Annotated in this window: 11 protein-coding genes and 1 riboswitch; of the genes, 3 read left to right on the top strand and 8 right to left on the bottom strand. The window is 70.6% G+C overall.

The genetic code is table 11. From position 1 onward, the window contains the following. Window positions 1-362: 362 nt before the first annotated feature. On the bottom strand, window positions 363-1,919 hold the full coding sequence (locus PV796_RS32990) for a glutamate-cysteine ligase family protein (RefSeq protein ID WP_274917354.1): 1,557 nt from the start codon (window positions 1,917-1,919) through the stop codon (window positions 363-365). 564 nt (window positions 1,920-2,483) lie between these two features. On the opposite strand from PV796_RS32990, the gene PV796_RS32985 reads away from it, so the two are divergent. Together PV796_RS32985 and PV796_RS32980 are read left to right on the top strand one after the other, a co-directional pair. Next, on the top strand, window positions 2,484-3,068 hold the full coding sequence (locus PV796_RS32985; RefSeq protein ID WP_274917352.1) for a hypothetical protein: 585 nt from the start codon (window positions 2,484-2,486) through the stop codon (window positions 3,066-3,068). A 343-nt stretch (window positions 3,069-3,411) separates the two neighbouring features. Further along, window positions 3,412-3,618 (top strand): DUF5999 family protein, encoded by a 207-nt coding sequence (locus PV796_RS32980; protein ID WP_342456969.1) that lies wholly within the window; start codon window positions 3,412-3,414, stop codon window positions 3,616-3,618. A 94-nt stretch (window positions 3,619-3,712) separates the two neighbouring features. On the opposite strand, the gene gcvP is transcribed toward PV796_RS32980, so the two are convergent. Beyond that, a complete protein-coding gene (gcvP, locus tag PV796_RS32975) occupies window positions 3,713-6,598 on the bottom strand; it encodes an aminomethyl-transferring glycine dehydrogenase (protein ID WP_274917350.1) in 2,886 nt (961 codons plus the stop codon). Window positions 6,599-6,788: 190 nt separating this feature from the next. Then, window positions 6,789-6,885, bottom strand: a riboswitch (glycine riboswitch). Between the two features lie 114 nt (window positions 6,886-6,999). Here gcvP and PV796_RS32970 point away from each other — a divergent pair. After that, entirely contained in the window at window positions 7,000-7,380 is a 381-nt protein-coding gene (locus PV796_RS32970) for a PRC-barrel domain-containing protein (RefSeq protein ID WP_274919330.1), read from the top strand. Here PV796_RS32970 and PV796_RS32965 read toward each other — a convergent pair. The 6 genes from PV796_RS32965 to PV796_RS32940 form a co-directional block, all read right to left on the bottom strand. Continuing rightward, window positions 7,293-8,735 carry a DNA polymerase IV gene (locus PV796_RS32965; protein WP_274917349.1) on the bottom strand — a complete coding sequence of 481 codons (1,443 nt, stop codon included), beginning with the start codon at window positions 8,733-8,735 and terminating at the stop codon, window positions 7,293-7,295. The two genes, PV796_RS32970 and PV796_RS32965, sit on opposite strands and share 88 nt — an antisense overlap. Window positions 8,736-8,802: 67 nt before the next feature. Next, the gene (locus PV796_RS32960; protein WP_274917348.1) at window positions 8,803-9,408 is read right to left on the bottom strand and encodes a MerR family transcriptional regulator; all 606 of its coding nucleotides are present in this window, start codon (window positions 9,406-9,408) and stop codon (window positions 8,803-8,805) included. A 185-nt stretch (window positions 9,409-9,593) separates the two neighbouring features. After that, on the bottom strand, window positions 9,594-10,064 hold the full coding sequence (locus PV796_RS32955; protein WP_016571419.1) for a bifunctional nuclease family protein: 471 nt from the start codon (window positions 10,062-10,064) through the stop codon (window positions 9,594-9,596). 53 nt (window positions 10,065-10,117) lie between these two features. Next, a complete protein-coding gene (ftsR, locus tag PV796_RS32950) occupies window positions 10,118-10,864 on the bottom strand; it encodes a transcriptional regulator FtsR (protein ID WP_274917346.1) in 747 nt (248 codons plus the stop codon). Window positions 10,865-10,880: 16 nt separating this feature from the next. Then, window positions 10,881-11,726, bottom strand: coding sequence for an FHA domain-containing protein (locus PV796_RS32945; RefSeq protein ID WP_274919329.1), 846 nt, complete (start codon window positions 11,724-11,726; stop codon window positions 10,881-10,883). Window positions 11,727-11,844: 118 nt separating this feature from the next. Beyond that, entirely contained in the window at window positions 11,845-12,813 is a 969-nt protein-coding gene (locus PV796_RS32940; RefSeq protein WP_274917345.1) for a DUF881 domain-containing protein, read from the bottom strand. Window position 12,814 lies beyond the last annotated feature (1 nt).

Below are 12,814 nucleotides of genomic sequence, written 5' to 3'. Positions count from 1 at the left end.
ACGAGCCCCCTCCCCAAAGGGACGCCCGCCCGCATCGCTCCCGACGGAGGCCCGGGCCGGACCTCCGTACATCAGGAGAGGCGCTACCGCATGAGACGTCTCAGCTTGCCCGACGGCTCCACACCGCACCGAACGGGGTCCCTCCGGCACTGGGCGCGGTGACCGCCAGGGCCCACCGGGACGCGGCGCGCACCGACGGCACGCACCTGGACGTCACGGTGCACGCACGGTCCTCCTCCGGGGCCACCGACTCGCTCGCCCAACGGCCGGCCGCCCCGGAGCTCCAGTTGTGGGCGCCGGGTGCGGACCCATCGGCGGACCGGGTCGCGTTCAACGGACCGGCGGAACAAGTCCGATCGGCCCTACGGGACGCTCCCCTCCGCCGCCGTGCGCCGCTGCGCCGGCACCCCGGCCTTCCCTATGGGCCACGCCACCGGCCAGGTATGCACCGGCTCGCCGCTGTGCATCAGCTCGCTGTAGCGCCGGGTCATCGCGGCCAGCGCGGCGTCCCGGTCCAGGCCCTGCCGGCGCGCGTGGTGGAACGCCGCGGCCTGCCAGGACGCCCCGTTGACCCGCCGTGCGCAGCGCTCCTCGATGATGCCCAAATAGTGCTCGCGGTCGGCGACTTCGACGCCCCAGGCGTCCAGCCCGGCGGCCGCCAGTGGCAGCAGTTCCTGCTGGACCAGGCGCACGGCGGGGATCTCGGTGACGCCGCCGACGCGACCGGGGCGGGGCCAGCGGAGGGTGGCGTCGATGCCGTACTGGCAGGCGGCGTCGAAGTTGGCGGCCGCGGCCCGGAACGGCAGCCGGCTCCATACGGGGCGCGGCTGTTCGGCCAGCGCGCGCACCAGGCCGTAGTAGAAGGCGGTGTTGGCGATGACGTCGGCTACGGTGGGGCCGGCCGGCAGCACCCGGTTCTCGACGCGGAGGTGCGGGACGCCGCCGGCGACCGCGTAGACGGGGCGGTTCCAGCGGTAGATGGTCCCGTTGTGCAGCACCAGTTCGGCGAGGTCGGGCACGCCGCCCTCGTCGAGGACGCGCAACGGCTCCTGGGGTCCGCACAGCGGCAGCAGCGGCGGGAAGAAGCGCAGGTTCTCCTCGAAGAGGTCGTAGGCGGAGTCCACCCAGCGCTCGCCGAACCAGGTGCGCGGCCGCACCCCTTGGGCCTGGAGTTCGGGGGCGCGGGTGTCGGTGGCCTGTTGGAAGACCGGCGGCCGCGACTCCCGCCACAGCTCCCGCCCGAACAGGAACGGCGAGTTGGCGCCGACGGCGATCTGGACGGCGGCGATCGCCTGTGCCGCGTTCCAGACGGCGGCGAAGCGGCCGGGTGTCACCTGGAGGTGCAGTTGGACGGAGGTGCAGGCGGCTTCGGGGGCGATCGACGGGGAGCGGGTGACCAGGTGGTCGACGCCCCGGATGTCGATGACGAAGTCCTCGCCGCGGGCGGCCCGCATCTGGTCGTTGAGCAGCACATAGCGGTCGTTGGCGGAGAGGCTGGCGGCGGTGAGGTCCGCGGCGTTCAGAGTGGGCAGGATGCCGATCATGACGATGCGGGCGGCGGCCTCGCGGGCCTTGCGCTCCGCGTAGCCGAGCCCGGTGCGCAGTTCCTCGGCGAGCTGGTCCATGACGCGCCCGGACAGACGGTGCGGGGTGATGTTGACCTCTAGATTGCACTGGGCGAGTTCGGTCTGGAAATCACCGCTGGCGATCTTTTCGAGGACCTGGGAGTTCAGCATCCGGGGCAGTCCGTCGGCGCCCGCGAGACTGAGCTCGATCTCCAGTCCCATGAGATTCTTGGGGCGGTCGAACCGTTTCTCCACCAGGAGCCGGTGCAATCCCTCCAGACAGTCGTGCAGCTTTCTTCGATAGCGCTCGCGATCCGCCAGGTCGTTCCCGTCGGCGGCGACCTTCTCCCCCATCGGCGGGTCCCTCCTAGAGTGAACGGCCCGCAACCACGGGCTGTGTGGCGCCGCGTCCCCGGCACCCCGGGGCACGGGCTACGGTCGATGATGCCCGGCAATCTGATCGATAACGCGTCAGATGCATGCCGGGACCACTAGGCTCACAGGGGCACGCACACGGCACTTTCCGACGGCATATCTCGCGGGCCAACGCCCTCCGCATTTCGCTCGTAAAAAACACCGACGAGTTCCGGCCTACCGCACCGTGAATGAATTCCGAGGTGACTTCTCGCAATCCCCGTACAAAGCGGCGAAAATCACCCTGAACAGCGGTCCGGATTCCGCCTTGCCGGAAATCCGCAAGGCGAGTAGCCGAAACACTTCCAGAACAAATGTCGTATAAACTTCGCAGACGAGGCAGAGATTCGGCGCCCAGCGCGGCGGCGTGCGCACCGGTGCCCCGGCACCGCGGCCGACCCGTCGCCCCCCACGCTCCGGTCGGCCAGGCTCTGACCCGCCCGCAGACAGCACCGTCCGCACCGCCGCGCTCCACCGTGTCTCCGAAGTGAGAGGCGACCAGCCATGCCGCTGCATGTTCCCCCTGCTCCCGCGCCCGCCCTACGCAGCATCCTCACCGCCCTCGGCTCCCCCAGCGCCATCCGCGAGGCCCCCGCCACCGCGCTCCGCACCCACCAGGGGCCGTTGAGCCCCGATCACCCGCTACCCATCCACGTCTGGGACGACGTCAGCCAGGCCGGCCCGCCGCGCACCCGCCTCGCCGGCTGGCGCTTCCTGGTCCGCGGCGGGGGACGTGCCGTGGCCGCCGCCGAGGCCCGGCTCACCGCCGACGGCTGGGCGTTCTCGCACTTCTGCGACGGCCCCTACGTCACCGCGACCGAACGGGCCCTGGTGCAGGCCGAATCGCTGACCGCGCCCTACCAGCCACGACTGCTCTCCGTACCGGAGCTGTACATGCTCACCCTGTGGCTGCACCACGACCTCTCCGCGGACGGCGCCGTCGGGTTGCCCGCCCCCGGTGATCTCCTGGTGCCGCTGGCCCCCGCCCCGCCCGGGATCGCCTCCCACCTCCCGCAGCGGGTCGCCGACCTGCTGCCCCGGCTCGCCCTCCGGCTGGGAACGCCACCCCTGCTGCGCGAGCCGGCCTGACCGTTCACGCACACTTCCGACCGCACTCGATCAGGACCGAGGAAGCACCACCCCGCGCGCCCACCCTGCTCCTGTGCGCCCCATGGCCGCCCCGGCCGCGGGGCGCACCACGTCGTCCGCCCCCTGCCCGCCGGTAGCGCGCCAATCCCCGGGGAGACAGGCTCACTTGGGAGCAACCGCCCGCACGGGTGACACGTCCGTATCGAGTGAGTACCGCTGCTGCGAAATCCCTGCGGAATCCCTTCCGTGGGGCAAGACTGGGACCGACAGAAACGGGGGAGCGGCCATGAACACCACATCGAGCCGCACGACGTTCACCACTCCGCAGCGAAAGACAACTTCCATGTGCCAGCACCAACCACCATGCCCATCAGCCGACTCCACGGACCGGGAGGCCGCGCACCTGGTGGCGCACCACCCGGAGCAGGGCTGGAGCCTGCTGTGCAACGGTGTCCTGCTCTTCGAGGACACCGGTGAACTGCTGCCGGACGGGCAGGTCATCGCTCCGCACCGACCGCTCGGCGCTCCTCGGGTCACCGCCGCCGCCTGATCTCCCGCGGCCACCCGGCACGTACACCAGGGCCCCCGGCGCATCCGCCGAGGGCCCTTTGATGTGGCCACCGGTCACCGGTGGCGGGGGTTGATCAGACGTCGTACTCGTCCAACGGGGGGCAGGAGCAGACGAGGTTGCGGTCGCCGAAGGCGCCGTCGATCCGGCGCACCGGCGGCCAGTACTTGTCCGCGGCGCCGACCCCGGCCGGGAAGACGGCCTCCTCACGGCTGTAGGGGTGGTCCCACTCACCACCGAGCGCGCCCGCGGTGTGCGGGGCGTTGCGCAGCGGGTTGTCGTCCTTGTCCCACTCCCCCGAACCGACCTTGTCGATCTCCGCGCGGATGGCGATCATCGCGTCGCAGAACCGGTCGATCTCGGTCAGGTCCTCGCTCTCGGTCGGCTCGATCATCAGCGTGCCGGCCACCGGGAACGACATCGTCGGCGCGTGGAAGCCGTAGTCGATGAGCCGCTTGGCGACATCGTCGATGCTCACCCCGGTCGCCTTGGTCAACGGCCGCACGTCGACGATGCACTCGTGGGCGACGAGCCCGCCGGGGCCGGCGTAGAGCACCGGGTAGTGCGGCTCCAGGCGCTTGGCGATGTAGTTGGCCGACAGCACCGCGACCTGGGTGGCGCGCTTGAGCCCCTCACCACCCATCAGCCGGACGTACGCCCAGGAGATCGGCAAGATGCCGGCCGAGCCCCAGGGGGCGGCCGAGATCGGCCCGACGCCCGTGGCCGGACCCGCGGTCGGCTGGAGCGGGTGGTTGGGCAGGTACGGCGCCAGGTGGGCGCGGACGCCGACCGGGCCGACGCCGGGACCGCCGCCGCCGTGCGGGATGCAGAACGTCTTGTGCAGGTTGAGGTGCGAGACGTCGCCGCCGAACGTGCCCGGCTCCGCCAGGCCGACCAGCGCGTTGAGGTTGGCGCCGTCCACGTAGACCTGGCCGCCGGCCTCGTGCACCGCGGCGCAGATCTGCGTGATGTGCTCCTCGAACACCCCGTGCGTGGACGGGTAGGTGACCATCAGAACGGCCAACTCGTCCCGGTGCTTGGCGATCTTGGCGTGCAGGTCCTCGGCGTCCACCTCGCCGTCCTCGCCGGTCTTGACGACGACGACCTTCATGCCGGCCATCACGGCGCTGGCGGCGTTGGTGCCGTGCGCCGACGACGGGATCAGGCAGACGGTGCGCTGCTCGTCACCGTTGGCCCGGTGGTAGGCACGGACCGCGAGCAGACCGGCCAACTCGCCCTGGGAACCGGCGTTGGGCTGGATGGACACCTTGGCGTAGCCGGTGATCGCGGCGAGCCGCTCCTCCAACTCCTGGATGAGCGTGAGGTAGCCCTGCGCCTGGTCGGCCGGCGCGAAGGGGTGGAGCTGGCCGAACTCCGGCCAGGTGACCGGCTCCATCTCGGTGGTCGCGTTCAGCTTCATCGTGCAGGAGCCGAGCGGGATCATGCCGCGGTCCAGCGCGTAGTCCTTGTCGGCCAGCGTGCGCAGGTAGCGCAGCATGCCGGTCTCGGAGCGGTGCTGGTGGAAGACCGGGTGGGCGAGGTAGTCGTCGGTGCGCAGCAGCGACTGCGGCAGGGCGTCGGCGACGGCCACGTCCAGCGCGTCGATGTCGCCCCGGACGCCGAACGCGCCCCAGACGCCGGCCAACTGGGCGCGCCCGGTGGTCTCGTCGCAGGCGATGCCGACGAGATCGGCGTCGACCTGCCGGAGGTTGATGCCGGCCTCGCGGGCGGCGGCGACGACCTCGGCCGCCCGACCGGGCACCCGCGCGGTGAGGGTGTCGAAGTAGGCGCCGTGGACGAGCTCGACACCGCCGTCCGTCAGCCCCTTGGCCAGGATCGCGGCGTACCGGTGGGTCCGCCGGGCGATGGTGCGCAGCCCCTCCGGACCGTGGTAGACGGCGTACATGCCGGCCATGACGGCGAGCAGCACCTGTGCGGTGCAGATGTTGCTGGTGGCCTTCTCGCGGCGGATGTGCTGCTCACGGGTCTGCAACGCCAGCCGGTACGCCTTGCCGCCATCGGCATCCACCGAGACGCCCACCAGACGGCCGGGCAGGCTGCGGGCGTGCTGCTCGCGGACGGCCATGTAGCCAGCGTGCGGACCGCCGAAGCCCATCGGGACGCCGAAGCGCTGGGTGGTGCCGACCGCGATGTCCGCGCCGAGCTCGCCGGGCGGGGTGAGCAGCGTCAGCGCCAGCAGGTCGGCGGCGAGGGTGACGATCGCGCCCAGCTCGTGCGCCCGCTCGATGACCGCCCGCGGGTCGCGCACCGCACCGGACGCGCCGGGGTACTGGAGCAGCACGCCGAAGACGCCCCGCTCGGCGATCTCGTCCGGGATGCCGTCCGTGAGATCGGCGACCACGACCTCGACGCCGGTCGGTTCGGCGCGGGTCCGGATCACCGCGACGGTCTGCGGCAGACAGTCCGCGTCGACGAGGAAGACGCCCTGCTTGACCTTGCCGACCCGGCGGGAGAGCGCCATCGCCTCCGCGGCGGCGGTGCCCTCGTCCAGGAGGGACGCACCGGAGGTCGGCAGTCCGGTCAGGTCGGCGACCATGGTCTGGAAGTTCAGCAGGGCCTCCAGGCGCCCCTGCGAGATCTCCGGCTGGTAGGGCGTGTAGGCCGTGTACCAGGACGGGTTCTCCATGACGTTGCGCAGGATCACCGGCGGGGTGAACGTGCCGTAGTAGCCGAGCCCGATCATGGACGACAGGACCTGGTTGCGGTCGGCCAGGGCGCGCAGCTCTCCCAGGACCTCGGCCTCGGTGCGGCCCTGCGGCAGGCCGAGCGCCTCGGTGCTCTTGATCACGTCGGGGACGGCGACGGCGGTGAGCTCGTCCAACGACCCGAAGCCGACCTGCGCGAGCATCTTGGCCTGCGCCTCGTGGTCGGGGCCGATGTGCCGGTGCTCGAACGGGGTGCCACGCTCCAGCTCGGACAGGGGGATGCGATTGATGGTCATCGTGCGGGGGCCTCCTGGTCACTACGACCTGCGAGGGGCACCACGGCGCTGGTGCCCGGACGGCCTCCCCCTCTGTCATCGCAACCTGAGAGCTTCACCGGCCCGCGGGCTGCGGTCCGGCTTTCACCGTCGGTGAGGAGGGGTTCCGGCATGGTGCCTGACCGTGGCCCGCCCTGCTTTCCAGAGTGACCTCGTCCATGCGGTACGTGTGCCTGAGAGATTCCGGGGAGGATTTGCTCCTTCGGCGCCCTGCCGCGAACGACAAAGGACTCTCCCGCATGGGGTCGACGGCCAATCGCCAGCCTACCAGCGCACTGCTGGAACGATCCTTCGAGTGGCCGAGGCATGAAATGTGCCGTTTCGTAGTTGTCACAAGGCAGTTGCGACCAATTGGAGGGACCGTGCAAGCCGATATCGATCCCCGGAGCCTGATCGGCCGCAAAGCGTTCGACCGCAACGGCGCGAAGATAGGGACCGTCGACGAGGTGTACCTCGACGACGCGACGGGCGAACCGGAGTGGGCGGCCGTCCGCACCGGCCTGTTCAGTCGGGACGCGTTCGTCCCCCTGGAACCGAGCAAGATGGTCGGCGAAAGCCTGCATATCCCCTATGACCGCAAGCTGATCAAAGACGCCCCCGATTTCGGCGTCGGCCGGCACCTCTCCCCCGAGCAGGAACTGCAGCTCTACCACCACTACCGCCTGGATATCTCCTCACCCGCGGACTCCGCCGCGTCCGCCGGCGACACCGACTTCGGCCGGATCGCCGGCGCGGAAGACTGATCCGGCCCGCCCACCAGCGGCAACGGTTCCCCCGGCCGCAGCGCCGGATCATCGACGGCAAAGGTCCGCACCCGCCCCGGTGCGGACCACGGCGTCTCGAACCGCACGGTCACCCTCCCCACACCGCTGCCCTGCACCCACCCGGCGCCGAACTCCTCGTGCACCACGTCCAGTCCCGGGTGCCAACGCCGTGGCAGCTCCGGGGGCGCCTCCGGCTCACCGGCCGCCTCCCCTTCCGACTCCGCCGCCTCGACGGCCGCCTGCTCCTCCGCCTCCCGCTCCGTGGCGATCTGGGCGAACAGGTCCTCCTGCGTGAAGTCCGCCAGCCCGCTCACCCCCACGCCCAGCAGCCGGACCCCGCCCGTGGTGTCCACCGTCTCCAACAGCCGCACAGCCGCCTCCCGAACGACCGCCGGGTCGTCGGTCGGCCCACGCAACGTCTCGGACCGGGTCAGCGTCGAGAAGTCGTAGTTCCGCACCTTGATCACCACCGTGCGTCCGGACCGACCGGCCTCCCGGAGCCGCGCCACGCACCGGTCGGCCAACCGCAACACCTCGGTCCGCACCCGCGTCCGGTCCGTCAGATCGACCTCGAAGGTGTCCTCCACCGATACCGATTTCGCGTCCCGTTCGGCCACCACCGGCCGGTCGTCCTGCCCCAACGCCATCGCGTACAACCCGGTGCCGTGCGCTTTGCCCAACAGCCGCACCAGCTCCGCCTCGCCGGCCTCGGCGGTCTCCACGACGGTATGTATCCCGGCCCGCCGCAACGTCTCCGCCGTAGCCGGCCCGACCCCGGGCAGCGTCCGCACCGGCATCGGCCCCAGCAACTCCCGCTCGGTGCCCGGCTCGATCACCACCAGGCCGTCCGGCTTCGCCGCCTCCGACGCGATCTTGGCGAGCATCTTGGCACCAGCCAGCCCCACCGAACCCGTCAACCCCGTGACCGCCCGGATATCGCGCCGCAGTTGCTCCCCCACGACCCGCGCCGCCGCCGACTCCGCCGGCACCCCGCCCGCCTCCAGGTCGACGAACGCCTCGTCCAGGCTCAACGGCTCCACGAGCGGCGAGAGCGCCCGCAGCAGCTCCATCACCGATTCACTCACCTGGCGGTACAGGCTGAACCGAGGGCTGAGATAAGCGGCGTTGGGACACAACCGCCGCGCCTGCGCCGTCGGCATCGCCGACCGCACCCCGAAGACCCGCGCCTCGTACGAGGCCGTGGCGACCACCCCGCGCGGCCCGACCCCGCCGACGACCACGGGCTTTCCCCGCAGGCTCGGCTTGGCCGCCTGCTCGGCGGCCGCGTAGAAGGCATCCATGTCCAGATGCAGGATCGTCGGCGCACGTCTCACACCACTGATGCTGCCGCACACCACTGACAATGGCCCCGACCCCGGGCCGAGAACCGCCCGCCGGCCCTCAGCCGGCCCGGTTGCGCCGTCGCGCCAACTCGTCGTGCGGGTTCTTCCCGATCAGCGTCTCGCCGGTGTCCACCCGCTCCCCGTGGAGCTGTGACAGCGCGCCTTCCACGTCCCGCCACACCACACCCACGGCGATCCCGAAGACACCCTGGCCCCCCTGGAGCAGATCCACGACCTGGTCGGGCGAGGTGCACTCATAGACCGTCGCACCATCACTCATCAACGTCATCCGGGTCAGGTCCGCCAGCCCGCGCGCCCTCAAGTGCTGCACGGCGGCACGGATGTTCTGCAACGAAACCCCGGTGTCCAGCAGCCGCTTGACGATCTTCAGGACGACGACGTCGCGGAAGCTGTAGAGCCGCTGGGTCCCGGAACCGAAAGCGGGCCGGATGCTGGGCTCCACGAGCCCCGTCCGCGCCCAGTAGTCCAACTGTCGGTAGGTGATGCCCGCCGCCGCGCACGCGGTCGGTCCGCGGTAGCCGACGTTCTCCGCCTCGCAGTCCCCCGACACCTCGGCGGCCTGCACCGGACCCCGGTTCGCCGCCGCGCCCGTGTGGAGCGGCAATGCCCCTTCCGCCGCCGTACCGTCGCCGGTGATTGCCACGCCGCCCTCCGTCCTCCACGTCCCGGACGGGACCTGCCATATCGACGGTATGCAGTCACTCGGGGTGCGTCAACGATCGCCGCGCTCGCCACGCCGAGTGATAATCACCCTACGAGTGGTTTCTCGTGACTTGTCACGGGGAAGGGATGAAAGGTTGGCCAGAAACAGGCGGTCGACCTGGCCGATCACTGGTTGGTGCCGAAGTCCTCGGGCGAAATCTGGTCGAGGAACTCGCGGAACTTCTCCACCTCGTCCTCCTGCTCGTCCGGGATGGCGATGCCCGCGTCGTCCAGCACACCGTCGGTACCGAAGATCGGCGTCCCGGTGCGCAACGCCAGCGCTATCGCGTCCGACGGACGAGCACTGACCTCGACTCCACTGGCGAAGACCAGCTCGGCATAGAAGACCCCCTCGCGCAGATCCGTGATCCGGACCTGCGTCAGCTCCTGGCCCACGGCTTCGAGCACATCCTTGAAGAGGTCATGCGTCAGCGGCCGGGCGGGCACCATGCCCTGCTGGGCGAACGCAATGGCGGTGGCCTCTCCCGGACCGATCCAGATGGGCAGGTAGCGATCGCCTCCCACCTCCCGCAGCAGCACGATCGGTTGGCTGGAAGGCATCTCCACCCGGACACCCACGACGTCGAGCTCGTTCACACAGCAACCCTAGGCCGTGCCCGGCCGGTTTGGGTAGTCGGGCACTCGTTTGCTCACGGCAGACGAACCCGCAGCGCGCTCTGCAACAGCGCCGCGTGCAACCGCACCGACAGCGTGGCCAGCTCGCGGACGGTGGCCTCGGCGTGCGCCCGGGTCTGCGGATTCCGGTGCCGCCGAAGGGGTGCCACGACCTGCTCGACGAGCCCCGCCTCGCGCTCCGCGGCCGCCTTCACGGCGCGCAGGTGTCGCGACTCCAGGCCGAATCGGCCGAGGTCCGCCACGAGTTTGGCGACCGTGACCGCCTCGATGTCGTAGCCCCCGTCCCCGTGCGGGACGATGAGTCCGTACGACTCCCAGTCAGCGAGCGCCGCCTCGTCCACCTCCGCGGCGGCCAGCAGCTCCGCCCGGCCGATCCGGGCGGTCGTCGGGCGCTCCTCGTCCGGATCGGACATGCCCTCGACCAAATCGCGGGGCGCCGCCGGAGCGGGCAGTTGCACCTGCTCGCCCCGCTCCAGGGCGTCCAGATGCTCCCTGATGACCTTCAGGGGGAGGTAGTGGTCCCGCTGCATCCGCAGCACGTTCGCCAAGCGCTCGACGTCCGCGGCCGTGAACTTGCGGTACCCGGACGGCGTGCGCTGCGGCTCGACCAGCCCCTCGGCCTCCAGAAAACGAATCTTGGAGATGGTGACCTCGGGGAACTCCTCGCGCAGCGCGTTGAGCACCGAGCCGATGCTCATCGGCGTGCGGTCCGAGGAGGCGGTGCCGGACGAACCGGCACCGCCTGTCGGTGATTGGCGCATATGCCTTCCCTGACGGTCAGATACCGACGCCCCGCTGGCTCGCGTAGAAGACCAGGCGGTACTTGCCGATCTGCACCTCGTCGCCGTTGGCGAGGGCCACGGAGTCGATCGGCTCGCGGTTGACGTAGGTGCCGTTGAGGCTGCCGACGTCGGTGACCGTGAAGCGGCCGTCCGACCCGCGCCGGAACTCCACATGACTGCGGGAGACCGTCACGTCGTCGAGGAAGATGTCGCCCTGCGGATGCCGGCCTGCGGTCGTCAGCTCGCTGTCCAGGAGGAAGCGGCTGCCCGCGTTCGGCCCGCGACGGACAATCAACAGCGCCGAGCCCAACGGAAGGGCGTCGACGGCAGCCTGGGCCTCCGGGGAGAGCGCCGGCGACAGGTTCTGCCCGGTCGCCTCCGCGTCGTACGCCTCGATCCCCGAGATGGAGATCGTCGACGTCGTCTCCGAGGCCCGGTCGGGCTGGGCGCCCGGGCGCAGCGGGGCACCACAGTTGGAACAGAACCGGCTCGCCTCGGCGTTCCGGTGCCCGCACCTCGTACAGACCAAGGCCGACCCTCCACCCGTGCGTGCGGCTGATGGTTCCTCGGAACCTATGCGGCCGGCACCGGAGGGGTCAACAGAACCCGCGCCGTGCCCCCCGGACGGACCGCCGACCTCATCACGGAACAGCGGACGGCTCTCCGGCGCTGCCTCTTCTTCCGAACGACGCGGAGCGCGGTGCCGCGCCGAACCGCCGTCGCCTTCCTGGCGCGCGCTCTTGCCGAACAGCTTTGCAAACAACTTCACGGGCGATTCCCCTTGTACGACACAGACCCGCCCGTGGGGCAGGACGAACCCTCGATGCACACACCGGCCGATCCGGACATCCTGTGAACGTCCGTGGCCTCCAGACAGTTTCCACCACACACCACACGCACGGTGCGTCGACCCCCCGCTACCTCATGCCCTTGCCGGGCCATCACCATACGTGGACGCCTCACTGGGATGACGACCGAGCGTAGTCAGGCCGCTTCGCCTGCCGCAAGGCATCCACCACGATCTTCTCTTGTCGGGACACAGACACCTTGGCCTGCTCCTTTTCCAGCGTCTGGACCACTCCGCCGGGGATGTTGAGCGCCGGTTCGAGGTCCTCCGGCTTCCCGATGACCTTGAACCGGTACGGCGGCGTGACGCGCTTGCCGTCGACGTCCACCCCGCCCCGGAGATCCGAGAAGTAAGTGCTCGCAACGACGCGGACGTTGTTGACCTGGACGGCCTCGGCCCCCGCCGCCCGCAGCTCCTGGATGGTGTCCAGCAGCTTGTCCGCCTCCACGGAGTGGTGCGGATCGTCGATGGTCAGGTTGATGCCGGGGCCCTGCGCCGCGACGGTCCCCGCCAACACTCCCAACTGCTGTTCCTTCTCCACGGTCTGCTTACGGGCCTCCTCCGCCTGGTCCGAGCTGTTCTCCAACTCGGTCTTCTGTCCCTCCAGGCGCCGCTGCTCCTCCGTCAACCGCTGGGAGCGATTGTCCAGTTCGTCCAGAATGCGCACCAGATCCTCCTGACGCGCACCCCGCAGCGCACTGCTGTCACTGGTGGAACGTACCTGAATCGCGAGGCCGAGGCCGAGAATGAACAGGAGCAACGCGACGATCAGTTGAGGCCGGGTCAGCCGCGGCGGCCACAGGCTGGCGATCAGCCGCTGCCGACCGGTCATCGACGGCGGCGCGGCCTTCGCCTCCGCGGCCGAGGACGCGCCGGCGGCGGCCGCCGGTTCGTCGCCCTCCTGTCCTGCGCTCTGCTGCTCCTGTGCGACTTCCGGCCGTTCGGGCCGCTCCGCCGCCCCCTGGGGCTCACGCGGCATCTCGGGCGGCATCGGCCGCCGCTCCGCCGGACGCTGCCCCTCATGACCCTCGCGCGCCCGCTCCGGCCCGCGCTCCGGCTCCGGCGTCTCGTCCGCTGGCATC

Source organism: Streptomyces sp. WZ-12 (genome assembly GCF_028898845.1).
GTDB lineage: Bacteria > Actinomycetota > Actinomycetes > Streptomycetales > Streptomycetaceae > Streptomyces.
The sequence above is the reverse complement of the archived record's forward strand: the minus strand, read 5'-3'. Positions and strand labels throughout refer to the sequence as shown.

Excerpts from the sequence above, each read along its gene's own strand:
- ftsR (WP_274917346.1), bottom strand. The coding sequence starts at position 10,864 with ATGCGCCAATCACCGACAGGCGGTGCCGGTTCGTCCGGCACCGCCTCC.
- PV796_RS32940 (WP_274917345.1), bottom strand. The coding sequence starts at position 12,813 with ATGCCAGCGGACGAGACGCCGGAGCCGGAGCGCGGGCCGGAGCGGGCG.
- PV796_RS32990 (WP_274917354.1), bottom strand. The coding sequence starts at position 1,919 with ATGGGGGAGAAGGTCGCCGCCGACGGGAACGACCTGGCGGATCGCGAG.
- PV796_RS32980 (WP_342456969.1), top strand. The coding sequence starts at position 3,412 with ATGTGCCAGCACCAACCACCATGCCCATCAGCCGACTCCACGGACCGG.
- gcvP (WP_274917350.1), bottom strand. The coding sequence starts at position 6,598 with ATGACCATCAATCGCATCCCCCTGTCCGAGCTGGAGCGTGGCACCCCG.
- PV796_RS32985 (WP_274917352.1), top strand. The coding sequence starts at position 2,484 with ATGCCGCTGCATGTTCCCCCTGCTCCCGCGCCCGCCCTACGCAGCATC.